This is a genomic window from Thermanaerosceptrum fracticalcis (assembly GCF_000746025.2).
Classification (GTDB): domain Bacteria; phylum Bacillota; class Peptococcia; order DRI-13; family DRI-13; genus Thermanaerosceptrum; species Thermanaerosceptrum fracticalcis.
On the sequence record NZ_CP045798.1, the window covers coordinates 2,170,790 to 2,189,340 of the forward strand.

The following is an 18,551-nucleotide window of genomic DNA, read 5'->3' on the forward strand; positions in this document are numbered from 1 at the left end:
AGGAATACTGGTTCATGCGTGTTGATTTAAATTCTGATTTGGGGGAAAGTTTTGGCGCCTACACCTTAGGCATGGATGAGGCGGTACTGGGCGTGATAACTTCGGCTAACATTGCTTGCGGTATGCATGCCGGAGACCCCCAGGTGATAGCTGCCACAGTTAAAATGGCAGCCCAAAAGGGAGTGGGAATAGGTGCCCATCCCGGTTACCCCGACCTGCAGGGTTTCGGGAGAAGGAACATGGCTCTGAGCCCAGCCGAAGTGAAGGATTATGTAATTTATCAAATAGGTGCCCTGGAGGCTTTCGCCCGGGCCGCCGGTCAAAAACTCCAGCACGTCAAACCCCATGGAGCCATGTATAATATGGCTGCGAAGGACTATGGGCTCGCTCTAGCTATCGCCGAGGGGGTTAAGAGTGTCAATCCGGAGCTTATTCTCTTAGCCCTGGCTAATTCCGAAATGGTAAAAGCTGCCCGGGACGTAGGCCTGCGCGTGGCCCAGGAGGTATTTGCCGACCGCACCTATAATGCCGATGGTACCCTGGTAGCGAGAGGGACCCCGGGGGCCATGATACACGACAAAAGAGTAGCCATTCCCCGGGTGGTAAGAATGGTAACTGAGGGCAAGGTCACCGCCATTAATGGAGAAGATATCGCCATTAGTGCCGATAGCATCTGCGTCCATGGTGATAACCCCGAAGCCATCCATTTTGTGCGCGAAATCCGGGATGCCCTCCAAGCAGCCGGTGTTTCTATCGAACCTTTACAGAACTTCATTTAACAACGAGGAGGAGATAACATGGCAAATATCCCTGCATCAAACAAAACCGCTCTAGTCAAATCCAATTGGAACGTTCTTCTAGGAGCAGCCTTTCTCATGGCTACCTCTGCTATTGGTCCTGGCTTTATCACACAAACCGCAGTTTTTACTGAAAAATACCTGGCCAACTTCGCTTTTATCATTATGGCGTCAGTGGTATTGGACATCGGCGCCCAGATGAACGTCTGGCGCGTCATCGCCATTTCCGGTATGAGGGGCCAGGATGTTGCCAACAAAGTACTACCGGGCTTAGGCTATTTTGTAGCCTTCTTAGTAGCCCTGGGCGGTCTTGCCTTTAACATTGGTAATATTGGTGGAGCATCTTTAGGAATCAACGTCCTCTTAGGTATCGATCCCATCATGGGCGCTGTCATTTCTGCCATGATCGGTATATTCATTTTCCTCAACAAAGAGATGGGCAAAGCCATGGATACTTTTGCTAAAGCCCTGGGCGGTGTCATGATCCTTTTGACCCTTTATGTGGCCATCATTACTAAACCCCCTGTCGGCGAAGCCTTTATTCGTACCTTCCTTCCCACGGAAGTTGCCTTCTTACCTATCTTAACCCTCCTCGGGGGCACCGTAGGGGGCTACATTACCTTCGCCGGCGGTCACCGCCTGATCGATGCCGGTATTACAGGGATGGAAAATCTCAAAGAAGTAACCAAAGGCTCTGTTACTGGTATTATTATAGCCTCCATCATGCGGATCGTGCTCTTTTTAGCTGTATTGGGCGTAGTGGCCGCTGGCCATAAACTGGATCCTGCCAACCCCCCTGCCTCCGCCTTCAAAATCGCGGCCGGTGACATCGGGTATAAGGTTTTCGGCATCGTTTTATGGTCTGCTGCTATTACTTCCGTGGTCGGTGCGGCCTACACCTCCGTTTCCTTCCTCCGCTCCCTGCACAAGACCTTCGAAAACAATTACAAATGGTGGATCATTGCCTTTATCGTCGCTTCTACCGGCATTTTTGTAACCATTGGGCGGCCCGTCAAACTCCTCATCCTGGCAGGCGCCTTAAACGGCCTTATCCTTCCCATCACCCTGGGCACCATGCTCATTGCCTCCAAGCGTAAGGACATTGTGGGCGATTATCAGCAGCCTACCTGGCTCTTATTATTCGGGATCTTCGTCGTTATTTTTGCCATCTATGCCGGCGGGGTTTCTCTCCAGGGCATGGCTGCCTTATTTAAATAAACAACCAAAGAGGAGGCCTGGCCTCCTCTTTTCCTAATACCTCTGTTATCATTATCTATAGGGGGGATTCTCTTGTACGACAAGACAAAATATCTCACAGCCGGTGATAAGGGTCTCGTCATAGAATTCGGCAACGAAATAAGTAAACCTATCAACGAAAAAATTCGCAGCATGGTCCTGGCTATCGAAAAAGCCGGGCTCACCGGCCTATCAGAGCTAGTGCCCACCTACCGCTCCTTATTAGTATATTACGATCCCTTACAATGGTCCTGTCAAAAACTCATCCAGAGACTACAGGAACTCGAAGGGGAGCTTAATTCCCTGCAATTACCCCAACCCAAAGTCACCCTTTTGCCCGTCCTTTATGGGGGAGAATATGGTCCCGATTTGCCCTTTGTCTGTAAGAATGCGGGCCTGACTCCAGAAGAAGTTATTAACATCCACACCTCCCGCGACTACCTCATCTATATGATCGGCTTCACCCCCGGTTTCCCCTATCTAGGGGGGATGGATGAGCGAATTGCCACGCCAAGACTCCAAAACCCCCGTACGAAAATACCCGCAGGGTCCGTAGGGATTGCGGGGAGCCAGACCGGAGTTTATCCCATCGAAAGTCCCGGGGGCTGGCAGTTGATCGGGCGTACCCCTGTGAAGCTATACGATCCCCACCGGGCTACCCCTGTCCTTTTAGCGGCCGGTGATTATGTACGCTTTTACAGCATTAACGAAACCCAATATCAGGAAATATTAAAGCAGTGCCAGGATGGTACTTACCAGGTAGAATGCCGTGAGTATCAGGGCTAGAGGAGGTGAAGAAGAATGGGTTTTTGTAAAGTTATTAAACCAGGTTTATTTACAACTATCCAGGATCGTGGTCGTTTCGGTTACCAGCAGTCAGGAATGCCTGTGGCCGGAGCCATGGACGAGTTTGCCTTAAGGGTGGGTAATATCCTGGTCGGAAATCCCGAAGGAGAAAGCTGCCTGGAAATCACCCTCCTGGGACCAACCCTGGAATTCTTATCCCAGGGGCTAATTGCCCTAACAGGAGGCGATTTAGGAGCGCAGCTTAATGGGAAAGAGCTTCCCCTGTGGGAAGCCTGTGAGGTCAAAGCAGGAGATATCCTGAAATTCACTGGTGTGAAAAAAGGCTGTCGGGCTTATCTGGCCGTTGCCGGGGGCTTTAACGCACCCGCGGTAATGGGTAGTAAAGCCACTTATGTCAGAGGAACCATCGGTGGCCTGGAAGGCCGGACTTTACGGGAAGGGGACATCTTAGAAAAGGGCCCCAGCAATTCAGCAGGACTGGCTGGCAGGAAAGTACCCCAGGACGATATTTACACCCTGAGTAACCACATCACCCTGCGGGTAGTTTTGGGGCCTCAGGCGGAGGCCTTTACAGCAGAAGGGATCAATACCTTCCTTACGAGTTCTTATACCGTTACTAATGAAGCCGATCGTATGGGCTATCGCCTGGAAGGAGAAAAAATCCAGCACCAAAAAGGTGCCGATATAATCTCAGATGGCATTGTCATGGGTTCTGTACAGGTGCCTGGTCACGGCATGCCCATCGTCATGATGGCGGATAGACAAACTACGGGTGGTTATACAAAAATTGCCACCGTCATTACCCCTGACCTGCCCTTGCTGGCCCAGGCCAAACCCGGTGATAAAGTTAGTTTTCGGTCCGTTTCCATCGATGAGGCCCACAGCATTTACCGTATATATGAGGAAAAAATTGCTGCTCTCAAAAGGACCCTTCGCTCCTCGGTGCCACAAGATAAAAGCTCCGTACCTAAAGGGCCGAAAAGGACCTTGAAACTTTTAGTTAATGGTAAAGAATACCTGGTTGATGTGGAAGAAGTACAATAATATCCGTGAGGTGATTGATAAATGAAGGAGTTACAACTATTTAATGCCAAACCCCCAGAGGTCAGGGAAGCTATCCGCAAGGGAGAGTTAAAAGCGCCTACCTCAGGTATGTGTGCGGGCTATGCCCAAGCCAATCTGGTGGTGTTACCCCAGGATCTAGCTTTTGACTTTCTCCTCTTCTGCCAACGCAATCCCAAGCCCTGCCCTGTTTTGGACGTAACCGATATAGGTTCCTATAAACCGGTTTTAACCGCGACTAATGCCGATCTGCGCACCGATATTCCCGCTTACCGGATCTACGAATATGGCAAACTGGTTGGAGAAGTGGATAACCTCCTGGATATTTGGCGGGATGACTTAGTGACCTTCCTGCTAGGCTGTAGTTTTACCTTCGAAAGTGGGTTGCTCCAGGGTGGAATTCCCGTAAGACACATGGAAGAAGGGCGCAACGTGCCCATGTATATTACCAATATCCAATGTAAAGAAGCCGGGAAATTCCGTGGGCCTACGGTAGTAAGTATGCGACCTATCCCCTATCATCAGGTGATTAAGGCCGTTCAAATAACCGCCCGTTATCCTGCTGTGCACGGTGCCCCTATCCACATTGGCGACCCTGCCCTGATCGGTATTAAGGATATTAACAAACCCGAATTCGGCGATCCACCCATAATCAAAGAAGGGGAAGTCCCGGTTTTCTGGGCTTGTGGGGTTACACCACAAGCTGTGGCTATGGAGTCTAAACCTCCCCTGATGATTACCCATGCTCCAGGTCATATGTTTATTACGGATATTAAAAACGAAGAATTAGCTTTGTAGCAGAGGCAGAAAAAGAAGGCGATGGAAAAGACCGTTTAATTTCACTTCATATCCGGCATGGTTAAATAGAGTACTGACCACATACACCCATTTTTTCTGGGAGATCTTCCGAACTTTTGTAAACATCATTCCCACTCCACTCATAAAATAATATTTTTAAAGTTCAGAACGTAACCCGGAAATTGTGTCCATTACTCTTTTACCCTTTTTCAGGCATGCAACCGTTGTGGTAACTTAAAGTTGTGCAGATATTTTATTAGCACTCCCTTGCGGCGAGTGCTAATTCCCTTTTTATTCCAAGAAATGCCTTTTTCTTGTTTCAAGAGAAAATAAGGCTGATTTTTAATAATTATAACCCATTAATCAAAAATAAGCTTAAAAATGGCCATAAATCTCATTCTCTCTATATTCAACGTTTCCCTTTATCATAAGGTTCCCCAGCTGCTCGCGGCGCCTGGGAAGACTTAGAGAACAGAACTAGTGCAATGAGGGTAACAATGTAGGGAAATGTTTTTAAAAGGATCCCCGGGATCTTGGCCATGGCTGGAATCACTTGGGAAACGTTGGCAATGGTGCTGGCAAAACCAAAGAAGAGAGTTGCTCCCAGTATCCCCAGGGGTTTCCATTGCCCGAAGATCAGTGAGGCTAGGGCAAGGAATCCCAATCCTCCCACCGTACCGTTAAATTCTCCCGAAATGGCTACAAGGATAATAGCTCCACCCAGTCCAGCATATGCGCCTGAGATCATAACTGCTATATAACGCATACGGTAAACATTTATTCCTGCCGCATCTGCAGCATGGGGGTGTTCACCACAGGCCCTCAAGCGCAGGCCAAATGCTGTTTTATAAAGTAGGAACCAGGAGACAAAAAGAATAAGTAACACTAGCCATGTGGTGGCGTAAGTTTGAGTAAAGAGGAGCTTACCCAAGATTGGAATGCCCGATAGAACCGGGATATCCTGCCGGACCAGGCTATGGACGATCTGGATATTACCGCTGCCCGTAATATTCCTGGCCAAATAAGTGGTGAGTGCACCCGCAATCATATTGAGGGCAGTACCGCTGATTACCTGATTGGCATTAAGGCTAATACAGGCAAAAGCGTGGAGCAGTGAAAAAAGAGCACTTATAATAAACGCTGCTGCCAAACCTATCCAGACAGCTGTACCTGGGAACAAGACTTCAAATCTGGAAATAACCAGCACCCCCGTAAACATTCCGGCAACCATGAGCCCTTCAAGGCCGATGTTGACGACGCCGCTCCGTTCGCTAAAAAGTCCGCCCAATGCGGTGATAAGTAAGGGGATGGTAAAAGCAATGGCATAGGGGAATACCTGAACAATAAGTTCCCACATATTACCTTACACCTCCCGTTCTTCTCTTCAGCCTGTCCCAGGATCTTTCAATAAGGATACTGGTAGCAGAGAAATAAATAATCGTGGCAATAATGGTATCGGCAATTTCCGGCGGGATTTTCGTCATGGCGTTCATAAAACCTTTCCCCGTATGAAGCAACCCGAAGAAAGTCGCTGCTCCCAAAACACCCCAGGGTGAATTAGCCCCTAATAGAGATACGGCAATGCCATCAAATCCCTGGGAGGGCAGGATACCAATTTGGATATTGGAGGCATAGCCAACGTAGAAAGTTGCGCCGCCCAGTCCTGCTAAGGCACCGGCTATGGTCATGGATAAAATGATGTTGCGGTTAACATGGATCCCCGCATACTGGGCTGCATGCCTGTTGAAACCCACCGCTTTCAGTTCATAGCCCAGGGTTGTCTTGTCCAGAATGAAGGCAACAATGACTACAGACAACAGGGCCAGTATTACACCAAGGTTGATATAGGAGCCTTCAAACAAATTGGTAAGCCAGTTCACCTTCAAGGAGGCGGCCTGGGAGATCTTTCTGGACTCTGTTTCCAGGTACTCGCCCTTAAAATACCCGGGAACAACGTAGTAAACCGTCCAGTAGGCAATCCAGTTCATCATGATTGTGGAAACGACTTCATGCACATTGAACCTCGCTTTCAGCCAGCCAGGTATAATGGCCCAAATCCCTCCTCCGAGAATGGAGGCTATTATCATCACCGTAAGAAGTACAGGCTTAGGCCAATCAAAGGTCAATCCTACAGCCGTTGCAGCGAGGCCTCCAATAAGCATCTGTCCGGCAGCACCGATGTTAAAAAGTCCGGTCCTGAAAGCAAAGGCGACGGAAAGTCCTGTCAGAACCAGGGGAGTTGCCGTTGCTAACGTATTCCCCACGCGTTCCACGTTCATAAGTCCGCCCTTGAATAGAAAGAGATATCCTTCAACGGGATTGTTCTTGGTAATTACCATGAGAATGGCGCCGGCCAGCAACCCCAGAATGACAGCCACCAAGGCCAGGACGTATTCTTTACTGTATCTTGTCTTCAAGGGAATCACCTCTCTTCACTCCGGCCATCATTAGACCAACTTCATTCTCGTCCGTCTCGGCAGTATTGACAATCCCTATCAATTCTCCGTTGTTGATGACAGCTATACGATCCGATAAGTTAAGAATTTCATCAAGTTCCAGCGACACCAGTAAAACAGCCTTACCCTTATCGCGCTGCTCTACCAGCCGCTTGTGGATATATTCAATGGCCCCTACGTCCAACCCCCGTGTGGGCTGGACAGCAATCAAAAGTTCCGGGTTATGGTCGATTTCCCGTCCGACAATGGCCTTCTGCTGATTTCCGCCAGAAAGGGAACGGGCCACGGATAGAGCCCCCTGGCCGGCACGCACATCAAATTCACTCATGACTTTTTCTGCATGGCGCTGGATGGCCTCCCGGTTCAAAAGACCCTTTTTGGAGTATGGTTCCTGGTAATAAACTTTTAGGATTAGGTTGTCCTCCACGGTATAATCTAAAATAAGGCCGTACTTGTGGCGATCTTCCGGAATATGGGCCATCCCCATATTGACGCGAGCACGTATGGGCAGTCCAGTTATATCAGTGCCCTTTAAGAGAACCCTGCCGGATTCCGCCTTCCTCAAACCTGTAACAGCTTCCACCAGTTCCGCCTGTCCATTCCCCTCTATACCGGCAACACCGACTATTTCACCAGAGTGTACATCCAGGGAGAAGTTCTTCAACCCCATAATCCCCCGGTTATTTTGTACGGACAGGTTTTCTATCTTTAAGACCACATCACCGGGCTGACGCTTTTTCTTTTCTGTTTTGAAAGAAACCTGGCGCCCCACCATCATCTCTGCCAGTTTTGCTTCTGTGGTTCCCGCCACATCCACGGTGCCCACCAGCCTGCCGCGCCGAATGACTGTGCACCGGTCTGCAATAGCCATTATCTCCTTCAGCTTATGGGTAATAAGGATAATAGATTTCCCTTCTGCAACAAGGCTTCGCATGATCTTCATTAGTTCCTGGACTTCCTGGGGGGTCAGCACTGCCGTAGGCTCATCGAAAATAAGAACCTCAGCATTACGGTAAAGCATCTTGAGGATTTCCACACGCTGCTGCATGCCGACAGAAACATTCTCAATCTTTGCATCGGGATCCACATTCAGCCCATATTTACCTGAAAGGTCTTTGATACGTTCTGCTGCCGACCTAATATCCACAACAATACCCTTTTTTGTCTCGCGCCCCAGGATGATGTTCTCTGTAATCGTGAAATTATGGACTAGCTTAAAATGCTGGTGTACCATTCCGATTCCTAAGTCATTAGCTACATTGGGATTGGAAATGCTAACCTCCCTCCCGCGAATCCGGATAATACCGCCGTCGGGTTGATAGAGGCCAAAAAGAATACTCATCAGCGTTGATTTACCAGCGCCGTTCTCACCCAGCAGTGCATGGATTTCACCTTTTTTCAACTGAAGGGTGATATCGTCACATGCAATTACACCAGGGAACTCCTTTCGTATATTCAGCATTTCCACGATATACTCCATCTCATCGTCTCCTTTTTACCCTTGGCAAATTAAATCCCCAAGATTTGTTCTTATTTTCTAATAACACTGCCTTTTCCTTGTTATTAAATAATCAAGATATTATTCATCCAACTTGAAAAAGAAAAGGGCGGATAATTCCGTCCTTTTCTCTCCTCTCATGAAGTAATGATTACTTACTTAATCAGGTTTCCCTGCTTGTCGGAAACCGTAATGCTGCCGGATTGCAGCTTGGCAAATACATCGGCAACCTTTTTCTGCACATCCTCGCTGAGATTGGGATTTTTCTTGGGGATACCCACGCCATTGTTCTTGGCATTGAAAACAAGAGTCTTACCGCCTAGGAATTTACCTTCTTTCTCCGCTTTAATCATATCATAAGCAGCCTGGTCGATGTATTTCATAGCGGAAGTGAGGATCACAGATTTTTCCCCGTCATATTTACCTTCTGCGTACTGGTCCACGTCAACGCCTACAATCCATACTTGCTTGCCGGCTTTGGCCCGTGACTTGGCTTCATTGATGGACCCTATCCCCACACCACCCGCAGCGCAGAAGATAGCTTTGACACCCCTGTCAAACATCTGGGCGGCCAGTTGCTGACCTGCAGCTACATTATCGAAGCTCCCCTGGTAGATAACATTTGCCGGCTTAATAGAAATCTTTGTACCAAAGTTGCTGTTGGCATACTGGATACCTTGCTGGAATCCCCAGTTAAACTTTTGGACAGGCGGGATTTCCATTCCACCAATAAAACCTACTTCGCCTTCCTTGAGCTGCAGCGCAGTGGCAACACCCGCCAGGAAACCGGACTCATGTTCGGCAAAGAAAATGGAAACGGTATTTTCCTTTACAACCGCCTTGAAATCCCCAGCATGGGGGTTACCGTCGATGAGCACAAATTTTGCACTCTTATACTTATCCTGCGCTTGGTAGATTGCCGTCTCAAACTTGAAACCGGGACATACAATAAACTTGTAACCGGCATCATGAAGATTCCCGATTTCCTTTAGGTAGTCTGCTTCCGTTGTTCCACCAGGCTTCAGGTACTTGGTTTCGATCCCGAACTCCTTACCTGCTCGCTGTATGCCTTCCCAAGTACCCTGGTTGAAGGATTTGTCATCAATAGTACCAGCATCGGTAACCATACCAACCTTAAAAGCCGGGGTTTTAGGGGCTTCAGTTTTAGGAGCTTCCCCTTTAGGGGGTTCCGTTTTGGACGAACCACAACCAGCAACCATTGTTACCAGCATCAACAGGGCTAGCAGAATCGCAATGCTTTTCCTAAACATGATCCACTCGTCTCCTTCTTATATATTTTATACATACAGTAATATTCTAACACTTAACAGTAACATTTTCTAGTTCGTCCCCTTTTATTTACGGAATCTTTTTTCTATTTAACATTTAGGAATCGCTTTAATTTAGATTCGTTACCTTTCATTATAGTGATAATATTTATGCAATTATTCAATCTCATAAATCAACACGTCTTTACAAGGGTGCAAGGGTGCGACAAGGGGACGGTTCTCCCTGTCGCATAGTCACAAATATTACTCGTCCCAAATCCCTCAATTACTGCTTTTTCCACTTTTTCCAGTTCATAATACAAAATATTAAAAAAGTCATGCAAAAGCTTATGCTTCTTAATCAGCAGTAAAAAAAAGCTCACAAACCAAAAAGTGCAAACTTTCCATCATCCTCACCTAAACTGGATTTGTACAACATAATTCTCTATGCTCCCCCTTGTCGGAGCTTTTCTCTTCGGATTACCCCTGTGCAAACACTTTTCTCATCGGCTAGCAACAAGTGCTCGCCAGTCCCTGTTGGACTTTCACCCTGTAAATGACGCCGAAGCTGGGAACTGCACCCAACCCAAAAAAATGCGACAGCGAGAACCGTCCCCGGTGTCGCATGAACACCTACAGATAACATGGGAAGAGTTAAGCTGTCGTCTCCGCTAAAAATAAAGCTAAAGGCATTAACCTTTAGCGTAAACGTGTTACAGTTACCCCCTTCCCTGTCCCTGGTGACATAGTGCTCCATCTGATAACGGGCTCATATCAGATGACAGTCCTGCATTTCTTCAATGCGGTCCCAGCGTGAAACCTTGGCCGGTCTTCCACACTTCGGCGAATGCCCCTTTGGTCCAGTTCCTCGTTGCCACACTCCCGGGATTACTCTTGGCGATTCGCGACCCCTACCTCACTCTTGGAGCGAGGTAAAAAATATTAAGTTTTTGCAAAGGCAAAGAGGACAGGAAAGGCGCAAGGGGTATGTTATAGCATGAATTAAAAATATCCGTCACTAAAACTAGATCTTTTAACTAAAAAATCTTTTTAGCAACCCTGCGAAAGCTGCACCATGCCGTGCTTCATCTTTACACATTTCATGTACCGTGTCATGAATTGCATCGTAACCAAGCTGCTTTGCCTTTGTGGCCAGATCCTTCTTGCCCTGGCAGGCACCATGCTCTGCTTGCACCCTCATGGTCAGATTTGTTTTGGTATCGGCGGTAACAATCTCTCCCAGCAGTTCTGCAAACTTTGCCGCATGCTCTGCTTCTTCAAAAGCAATTCTTTTATATGCCTCAGCAATTTCGGGATAACCTTCGCGGTCCGCCTGTCTGCTCATCGCCAGGTACATTCCAACTTCTGTACACTCACCCGTAAAATTGTCCTTTAAAGCTTGCACAACTTCAGGATCTAAGCCCTTAGCAACACCAATTTTATGCTCATCAGCCCAATTTAAATCTCTACCTTCTGCTTTTTCAGTAAATTTCTCAGCTACAGCACCGCATTGGGGGCATTTCTCAGGCGCAAACTCCCCTGTATGTACGTAACCACATACACTGCACATAAATTTTTTCATTGTAATTCCTCCTTGTATATTAAGAAATTCTTAATGTTTATATATTAATAATAGTAACAATTACTATAATTGTCAAGAGGTTTTTCATAAGAAATTACCTTAGTGTGCTGCGACAAAGGGGACGGTTCTCGTTGTCGCATATTCTCACCCCAGATCCATCCAATACTACGTCTTCCGTCTTTTCTGGTTTAAAATTTAAAATATTCCAAAAGCCACGCTCCTGTTTTTGATGCAATAGAAGTGTAACACGCAAAACATCTAAAAAATCAGGAGGTAAACCATGAATCACTATGAGCAAGAGATCGATATGTGCTATGAACTCAAAGAAACTCCCAAATCTTCCAAAGAGTCATATTTCCGAAGAGTAAATACATTCATCCAGTTTATACACGAACCGTCCCCAATGTCGCCAACATCATTTCCCTTTTTTTGAATGTCCTAAACACACAAAACCACCTCAACAGCTTCCATCCTGAGAGGTGGTTTTGTGAAGCGCTCATTTCTTTCCTAATGGAAGGTACAGTTAATGTTGACAACGATTAAAACCTGCGAATTTTCCTGCAATAGATCCTAAATCATAGCGGCCTTTCCAACGATCTTCGTAGGACCTTTCGATTCTTCCGCCAGCGTACTTATTGCATTAAACCCCAAGAGCATCTCTCTAAACGAAATAAATTAAATAAGATTTAGCTTAGTTAAAGCTTCTGTTATGGTTTCCGTTTCTTTTGCTGAAGCTTCAACCAGAGGGAGGCGCAGCTTACCTGAAGGTAACCCCAAAAGAGATAAAGCTTTCTTCACAGGAATAGGGTTAGTCGTCACAAAAATTGCCCTAAAAAGAGGAAAAAGCTGCTGGTGAATAACTCTAGCCTGATGAACATCACCGCTCATGTATGAATCAATCATTTTTTTAAGGGAATTTCCTATAAGATGGCCTGCTACGCTTACCACACCATAAGCACCTACAGATAACATGGGAAGAGTTAAGCTGTCGTCTCCGCTAAAAATTAAGAAATCTTCCGGGAGAAGAGTCTTTAGGGTGGAGACCTGGTCAAGATTCCCCGCAGCTTCTTTCAAGGCTACAATGTTCCCTATGCCTGCAAGTCTGGCCACAGTTTCTGGCAATAAATTTGTCCCGGTTCTTCCGGGGACATTATATAACATGACGGGAAGTGAGGTTTCAGTCGCTATGGCCTTAAAATGCTGGTACATACCCTCCTGGTTAGGTTTATTATAATAAGGTACAACAGCCATAATCCCGTCCACACCGATTTTCTCGGCCTCCTGTGTCAGGTAAATACTGTCCGCCGTGGAATTAGACCCTGTACCGGCAATAATCTGCCCCTTGTTTCCGACGGCCTCTTTAACAGCAGTAAAGAGACTTAATTTTTCTTTTAGAGATAAGGTAGGAGATTCCCCAGTAGTTCCTGCAATAACAAGACCGTCATTACCCGATTCGATGAGGTACAGAGCTAACTTTTGTGCACCCTCATAATCCACGCTTAAATCATCTTTAAAAGGTGTCACCATAGCCGTAATCATTCGGGGAAATTTACTCATTAAATAACAGCTCCTCTCCTTCTATAGCATTAATTACTTCTCTCTTTGTCATCGTCAAAAATTTATACCGTCCTTGTTGCTGCCCCTTTTCTTAACTAGCCAGCATTAACCCAACCTTTCATATAAATTCGAATTATCCTTAGATACTCATCGATGAGGACCCCCTTCCTGCTTCTGACCCTGCAACTAGAAGCAGTATATGCATAAAAAAGTTAAAGGTGCAAAGGGAGTCACTTGAAATAACCTTCTACAGATTAAGAAATGACTACAAAAAAAGCTAAAGGCATTAACCTTTAGCGTAACCGCTCTGGTTACCCCCCTTCCCTGCCCCTGGTGAGATAGTGCTCCATCTGATAACGGGCTCATATCAGATGACAGTCCTGCACTTCTTCAATGCAGTCCCAGCGTGAAACCTTGGCCGGTCTTCCACACTTCGGCGAACGCCCCTTTGGTCCAGTTCCTCGTTGCCACACTCCCTGGATTACTCTTGGCGATTCGCGACCCCTACCTCACTCTTGGGAGTGAGGTAAAAAATATTAGGTTTTTGCACATTATAGCATGAATTAAAATTACACGTCAATCAAAACTCATTAAGTCCTTCAATAATATCGGAAATATACCCAGAGCCCGCTGCATTTAATACCTTGACCGCATACAATTCGGCTTCAGGAGCAACACCCTCTCACTGGCAGGCCCAGTCAGCACTACTGCCGCATTTATTAATGGTAGATCCTTAATTTTTAGATATGCAGCGTAATGTACTCGCATTAGCCAGACAGTTTTTTTCCCAAATTATTTAGGAGTTCTTGTTCATTAACACCGTCTTTTGGAAAAGTCACTAGGGCTAAATCTATTTTCTGGATCCCTTGCTCAGTAAACCACTTGCGAAATTTTTCTGTTACCACTGCTGCTCCTTCAGCACCAGTAAGCGGTAAAACCAGCAGCAGATTGCGTTTCCTGGTAAGGAATACGGAGTCTATTTCTCTCAATTGCTCCTTCACTTTATTCCGGAGGTTGACAAGTTCTTTTAAGTGGGGTAAGCTCCGCATTTCATCCGGCATCCTAATCTCTAGTAAAGAGAGTAAGCTACCGCCACGCTGGGCCCGTTTGACCTCATTGCGGACCTGCTCTTCTAATTCGGCCTCGGTCCAAGCCTCCCTGTTATCCTCAGGGGGAACCAAGGGTCCAAGGACGCCCTCTACCCGTTCCAGTAAACCTTCTTTGGTAAAAGGCTTCCGGATGTAGTTAACGGCACCAGCTTTTAAAGCCCTTTGCACGGTGACCCGATCTGCACGACCTGTAAGTATAATGACCGGCAGGTAGGCCCACGCTTGCTCGGAACGCATCCTTTCCAGGGCAGTAAGGCCATCCATCCCTGGTAGGGTGATATCCAGGATAATCAAGTTTACCTCCTGATAGCGTTTTGGGAAACGAAAGAGGTCCTCTGCATTGACTAATTCCAATACTTTTACGCCGTACTGTTCCAGGGTTCGCTTTACTTCCAGGCGAACTATGTTGGAATCTTCTACAATCAAAACCTTTTTTTCTGTTGACACTTACTTTTCTACCTCCTTAAAAAGTAGAACAGGTCCCGGCCAGCTTCCTTGGCCCGGTACATAGCGGCACCAGCTGCCCTAAGAAGTTTTTTCACCTGTAGCCCCGTCTTCCGGGAAACAGGCTACTCCTACGCTAATAGTTCCGAGTAATACGCTATCATCGACTATCTCAATCAAATAATGATTCAACAATTAATTTAGAATTCCTGCCAAGTTTAGACAATTTCAATAATGATTCGATTCTGTTATGTTAATAATAATTACTTTTAGCGGTTATTTAGTATTCTATGCTTCTTATGGTAAAGAATCTGTTATGTACAAATACCGGTGGTATACCACAGGAATTTATGATTCCTAGGAATTACAAAGTCTATATGGCTCAACCGATTCTAGATATAGATAAGGCATTAGAAGAAATTTCACAAAATAGAGGGATTTTGTACGACCCTGCGGTGTTAGACGTTTGTATGAAAATTATTAACAAGAATGGCTTTAAATTAATGTAAAAGGAGCCACAGTAGGTACCGATAACGTCCAAGGTAAACAATGCCAAGGCATCATTACAAAGCTAAATAAAATAAGAATCCTAAGTAATGAACTGTACTCCCACCCAAAACAAACAAATGCCATATCCCATGATTAAACGGTATCCTTTTCCATAAATAAAAGATTACACCAAAGGTATACATCAAGCCACCTGTTAATAACCAGGTAAATAATCCTTGAGGTATCATCTCTAACATAGGCTTAACAGCTATCATAATTAGCCATCCCATAATGACATATAGGCCGATAGAAAAATATTTCATTTTCTCCAGATTGACAACTTTGAGAATGATTCCTCCTATGGCTAGAGCCCAAATAATGCCGAAAATCGTCCAACCCCAAGTGCCTCGCATAGATACAAGTGTAACTGGCGTGTAGCTGCCGGCTATCAGTAAGTAAATAGAAATATGGTCAAAAACTCTTAACACTCTCTTAGACTTCTCATGAAAAACACTATGATAGAGGGTGGAAGATAAGTAGAGGAAAAACAATGTAAAACCGTAGATGCTAAAACTTACTATTCGCCATACATCACCACGGATACTTGCAAAAGCAACGAGTATGACCAGGGCAGCGATACTAAATAGAGCACCGATACCATGACTTATACTGTTAAAAATTTCTTCTGCCAGACTATATCTGTTTATTAGTTTTTCATTATTGTTTCCAAAACCCATGAAGGCGCCGTTAGTCATCTGATTAATTCACCTCTAGCTATTATCTTGTTGGTTTATATTATATCCTATTTCCAGTTAATCATTTGCTATAATATGGATATTTTAAAAAGTGGCTTATAAAATCAAAAAACACACACCTAGCCGGTGTATGTTTTTATTTAAATTTTGGTGGAGGTGAACTAATACTCTTAAAAACCCTAACTTTCACCCTTTGTTACTAGACCACGAAAAAAGGACCGCGATAATGCGATCCCTTTTCGGTAACATCCCTTTTCGTTTGTATTATGCCTCTCTACCGGCAAGCCAACTATCCCCTTTTTATAGGCCCCCACCAATGTGTTCGACGGTCACACATTGTGTCTCATCCGTCCCGAGTAGAGAAGCAGGAAAGCTAAGTGATCATGCGCCCCAATTTTACACACTAGATATAGGAAAAACTAAGGGAAAGAAAAAGTATTAAATTTTTTTGCATGGGTAGCATGGGGGCCCTCGTCATTCCCACCTCCCCTCTTTTAGTATTTTTTGGCCAATTCAATATCCTGCTTGGCCTTGCCAGCAATGGCTTTTTGTGTTTCCTTGAAGCTTTCTACCAGGCTAAACAACGTATGTACTCCAAGGGAACCACCGGCCATAAATATTGCCACTAATAAAACACCAACAAAAGGAATCTTAAAAGGAACATTGATAATTACAAACATATCCAGGCTCGCCCCGTAAGAAATCACTACAGAGAAAACAAAGGCAACAACAATCTGCCATACAACATAATCGTTGCTGAGCTTCTGCAAGCGCGGCGCAGCCTTGAATATTATTTCCACAGCCCTTTCCACGACAATAGCCAAAAAAACAACCACCCCAACCAAAGACCAATTAACCGTAACCAAAGCACCGTCCATGAATTACGCCTCCTTTCCCTTTCCCGCCAGTGTAATGATCTCTAAAAACTCATCCTCATTGTGCCAATTCACAGCAGCACCGGCCATTTCCAAAGGCTTTCTAGCCTCCACAAACACTTTGCCGTCAGCTACGCGACGAAGTACTTCCAGGCGCTCCCCGTCCACGGAACCGGCGATAACTTTATAACCGGACAAGCCAATCATGGCCAGAGGATCTACATATGCACCATACAACTTGATATCAAAGTGGAGATGGGGACCTGTGCTTTTACCACTTGTCCCTATTTCTCCAATCAATTGGCCTCTCGTAACTCTTTGCCCAGCTCTTACGTGAACCTTAGATAAATGGCTATAGTATGTTTCTGCCGTTCCGTCATGGGATAAGATAACACGAATCCCGTATGCCCCACCGCTGTTTCCAGCAGATTTCACCCTGCCGTCTGCAGCCGCATAAACAGGAGTACCGGTAGGAGCCGCAATATCTATACCTGTATGGAACTTCTGAACTTTTTCAATAGGGTGAAAACGTAATCCGTAATCGGAAGTAATAACTCCGCCTTGGACTGGATAAGAAAAATTGTGGCCGCTCATTATTGAATCACTCCAATCTTAGAAAGCCATCCAACCAATATCTGCCCCGCTATTAAGAAAAACACGGCCCATGCACCCAATTTCATCATGTCGGTTCTAAACTCTTTGAAGTCGGCCTTCGTCACCTGGGCCTTTTCAAAGTCGTCCATTCTTTTATCAGCTTCGTCCTGACGGACCTTGAGTTTCTCTGTACATTTCTCCAGATTTTCAAGTTTATTTTGGTGTATACCCCAATCCTTTTCATGCATACAAACTTCGTGGGCCATGTCTCCACCTCCCTTAAAAGAGATTAGCAAAGACTATTTCGCGAACTTGTTCACCAGCAAAAGCCACTTTGCCGCTTTTAGCTTGCTGATATACATGGGCCACTTTGTAATAAGGAGATATGAACCCGATATTAGATACGGGAATAGTCTTTTGCTCATCGGCCCACACAATTATGAATGTTGGCAATCCTATGAATTGCCCTTTTACATTAAACGCTCCCCCACCGCTATTTCCGGGGTTAATCGCGGCATCAGTTTGAATCCATTCGTTTCCACCAATCACCCGCTTGCTGCAGGATACAATCCCCGCGCTCACAGTATCAGTAAAGCCCAAGGGGTTCCCAATACAGAAAACCTTGTCCAAGAGCTTTACTGGCTCATCCGGGAACTCTACCGGCATTAGCAGCCCTGAGTCGGCAGCAATTTTTAAGATGGCTATATCCTGGCCTAAGTCGCCGTAAAGGACCTTCGCATTAATGTTGGCCGGCAAAGAATCAAGGATAACATTTATTTCCTGAGAAGGGTCAAGACCATCTAATACGACATGACAGTTAGTTGCTATGTATCCGTCTTTGTCAAGGACGATACCACTTCCAAGCGAAGTGCGTCCATCCTTTAATTTTGCCCTTACAGTTACCACAGACGGCAGCAAAGGAGGAATAAGCTCGTACTCGTGGGTTTGGGCCTTCTCGATGAAAGATAATACTTCTGCCCTTTTGATTAATTCCTCCGGCTTGAAAGTGTTGTCCGGATAGCCGGAAACGGCCTTCTTCTTCAACATGCGCTCAATCAAAGAATAATACCATTTTCCAGGCAATACATCTTTAAACAACTCCAACACCTTCTTTCTAAAAAATTAGGGAGGCTAAAAGCCCCCCTTGGCAGGGGTAATCCCTTATCGCATCTCCCTCTTTTATCATGCCATAATTCGACAAATTTGTGGGATGTTCGACAAAAT

The 18,551-nt window shown here is 45.7% G+C and carries 17 protein-coding genes and 2 riboswitches; of the genes, 5 read left to right on the plus strand and 12 right to left on the minus strand.

Translation table 11 applies throughout. From position 1 onward, the window contains the following. Positions 1-14: 14 nt before the first annotated feature. The 5 genes from BR63_RS11125 to BR63_RS11145 all read left to right on the plus strand — a co-directional run bounded on the left by BR63_RS11125 (position 15) and on the right by BR63_RS11145 (position 4,700). A complete protein-coding gene (locus tag BR63_RS11125; protein WP_034420190.1) occupies positions 15-779 on the plus strand; it encodes a LamB/YcsF family protein in 765 nt (254 codons plus the stop codon). 18 nt (positions 780-797) lie between these two features. Then, positions 798-2,015: an NRAMP family divalent metal transporter gene (locus tag BR63_RS11130; protein ID WP_034420191.1), complete on the plus strand. Its 1,218-nt coding sequence runs from the start codon at positions 798-800 to the stop codon at positions 2,013-2,015. 72 nt (positions 2,016-2,087) lie between these two features. Beyond that, positions 2,088-2,819, plus strand: a complete 732-nt coding sequence (gene pxpB, locus BR63_RS11135; RefSeq protein WP_034420192.1) for a 5-oxoprolinase subunit PxpB — start codon at positions 2,088-2,090, stop codon at positions 2,817-2,819. A 15-nt stretch (positions 2,820-2,834) separates the two neighbouring features. Next, positions 2,835-3,884 (plus strand): 5-oxoprolinase subunit C family protein, encoded by a 1,050-nt coding sequence (locus BR63_RS11140; protein ID WP_034420193.1) that lies wholly within the window; start codon positions 2,835-2,837, stop codon positions 3,882-3,884. A gap of 21 nt (positions 3,885-3,905) precedes the next feature. Beyond that, a complete protein-coding gene (locus tag BR63_RS11145; RefSeq protein WP_034420194.1) occupies positions 3,906-4,700 on the plus strand; it encodes a putative hydro-lyase in 795 nt (264 codons plus the stop codon). A 409-nt stretch (positions 4,701-5,109) separates the two neighbouring features. Here BR63_RS11145 and BR63_RS11150 read toward each other — a convergent pair whose 3' ends face one another. The 12 genes from BR63_RS11150 to BR63_RS11210 all read right to left on the minus strand — a co-directional run bounded on the left by BR63_RS11150 (position 5,110) and on the right by BR63_RS11210 (position 18,425). Beyond that, entirely contained in the window at positions 5,110-6,057 is a 948-nt protein-coding gene (locus BR63_RS11150) for an ABC transporter permease (protein ID WP_034420195.1), read from the minus strand. Between the two features lies 1 nt (position 6,058). Continuing rightward, complete coding sequence (locus tag BR63_RS11155) at positions 6,059-7,117, minus strand: ABC transporter permease (protein WP_034420196.1); 1,059 nt, start codon at positions 7,115-7,117, stop codon at positions 6,059-6,061. Then, a complete protein-coding gene (locus BR63_RS11160) occupies positions 7,098-8,636 on the minus strand; it encodes an ABC transporter ATP-binding protein (protein ID WP_034420198.1) in 1,539 nt (512 codons plus the stop codon). Before BR63_RS11160 ends, BR63_RS11155 begins: the two co-directional genes overlap by 20 nt. Positions 8,637-8,809: 173 nt before the next feature. Beyond that, a complete protein-coding gene (locus BR63_RS11165; protein WP_034420200.1) occupies positions 8,810-9,925 on the minus strand; it encodes a BMP family lipoprotein in 1,116 nt (371 codons plus the stop codon). A 735-nt stretch (positions 9,926-10,660) separates the two neighbouring features. Then, positions 10,661-10,844, minus strand: a riboswitch (Lysine riboswitch). 111 nt (positions 10,845-10,955) lie between these two features. Continuing rightward, on the minus strand, positions 10,956-11,504 hold the full coding sequence (locus BR63_RS11170) for an NADH peroxidase (protein ID WP_034420202.1): 549 nt from the start codon (positions 11,502-11,504) through the stop codon (positions 10,956-10,958). A 675-nt stretch (positions 11,505-12,179) separates the two neighbouring features. Beyond that, positions 12,180-13,061, minus strand: a complete 882-nt coding sequence (gene dapA / locus BR63_RS11175; RefSeq protein WP_034420204.1) for a 4-hydroxy-tetrahydrodipicolinate synthase — start codon at positions 13,059-13,061, stop codon at positions 12,180-12,182. 331 nt (positions 13,062-13,392) lie between these two features. After that, positions 13,393-13,576, minus strand: a riboswitch (Lysine riboswitch). A 252-nt stretch (positions 13,577-13,828) separates the two neighbouring features. Further along, complete coding sequence (locus BR63_RS11180; RefSeq protein WP_034420206.1) at positions 13,829-14,617, minus strand: response regulator; 789 nt, start codon at positions 14,615-14,617, stop codon at positions 13,829-13,831. 560 nt (positions 14,618-15,177) lie between these two features. Continuing rightward, the gene (gene trhA / locus BR63_RS11190; RefSeq protein ID WP_243269982.1) at positions 15,178-15,858 is read right to left on the minus strand and encodes a PAQR family membrane homeostasis protein TrhA; all 681 of its coding nucleotides are present in this window, start codon (positions 15,856-15,858) and stop codon (positions 15,178-15,180) included. 494 nt (positions 15,859-16,352) lie between these two features. Further along, positions 16,353-16,736, minus strand: coding sequence for a hypothetical protein (locus tag BR63_RS11195; protein ID WP_034420210.1), 384 nt, complete (start codon positions 16,734-16,736; stop codon positions 16,353-16,355). Between the two features lie 3 nt (positions 16,737-16,739). Then, on the minus strand, positions 16,740-17,327 hold the full coding sequence (locus BR63_RS11200; RefSeq protein WP_051965413.1) for a M23 family metallopeptidase: 588 nt from the start codon (positions 17,325-17,327) through the stop codon (positions 16,740-16,742). Further along, complete coding sequence (locus tag BR63_RS11205; protein ID WP_034420212.1) at positions 17,327-17,593, minus strand: hypothetical protein; 267 nt, start codon at positions 17,591-17,593, stop codon at positions 17,327-17,329. The genes BR63_RS11200 and BR63_RS11205 overlap by 1 nt, the downstream gene beginning before the upstream one ends. A 13-nt stretch (positions 17,594-17,606) precedes the next feature. Next, on the minus strand, positions 17,607-18,425 hold the full coding sequence (locus tag BR63_RS11210; RefSeq protein WP_161781850.1) for a trypsin-like peptidase domain-containing protein: 819 nt from the start codon (positions 18,423-18,425) through the stop codon (positions 17,607-17,609). Positions 18,426-18,551: the final 126 nt, after the last annotated feature.

Coding starts and splice junctions, on each gene's coding strand:
- BR63_RS11125 (WP_034420190.1), top strand. CDS start 15: ATGCGTGTTGATTTAAATTCTGATTTGGGGGAAAGTTTTGGCGCCTAC.
- BR63_RS11130 (WP_034420191.1), top strand. CDS start 798: ATGGCAAATATCCCTGCATCAAACAAAACCGCTCTAGTCAAATCCAAT.
- BR63_RS11140 (WP_034420193.1), top strand. CDS start 2,835: ATGGGTTTTTGTAAAGTTATTAAACCAGGTTTATTTACAACTATCCAG.
- BR63_RS11145 (WP_034420194.1), top strand. CDS start 3,906: ATGAAGGAGTTACAACTATTTAATGCCAAACCCCCAGAGGTCAGGGAA.
- BR63_RS11150 (WP_034420195.1), bottom strand. CDS start 6,057: ATGTGGGAACTTATTGTTCAGGTATTCCCCTATGCCATTGCTTTTACC.
- BR63_RS11160 (WP_034420198.1), bottom strand. CDS start 8,636: ATGGAGTATATCGTGGAAATGCTGAATATACGAAAGGAGTTCCCTGGT.
- BR63_RS11165 (WP_034420200.1), bottom strand. CDS start 9,925: ATGTTTAGGAAAAGCATTGCGATTCTGCTAGCCCTGTTGATGCTGGTA.
- BR63_RS11170 (WP_034420202.1), bottom strand. CDS start 11,504: ATGAAAAAATTTATGTGCAGTGTATGTGGTTACGTACATACAGGGGAG.
- dapA (WP_034420204.1), bottom strand. CDS start 13,061: ATGAGTAAATTTCCCCGAATGATTACGGCTATGGTGACACCTTTTAAA.
- trhA (WP_243269982.1), bottom strand. CDS start 15,858: ATGACTAACGGCGCCTTCATGGGTTTTGGAAACAATAATGAAAAACTA.
- BR63_RS11195 (WP_034420210.1), bottom strand. CDS start 16,736: ATGGACGGTGCTTTGGTTACGGTTAATTGGTCTTTGGTTGGGGTGGTT.
- BR63_RS11200 (WP_051965413.1), bottom strand. CDS start 17,327: ATGAGCGGCCACAATTTTTCTTATCCAGTCCAAGGCGGAGTTATTACT.
- BR63_RS11205 (WP_034420212.1), bottom strand. CDS start 17,593: ATGGCCCACGAAGTTTGTATGCATGAAAAGGATTGGGGTATACACCAA.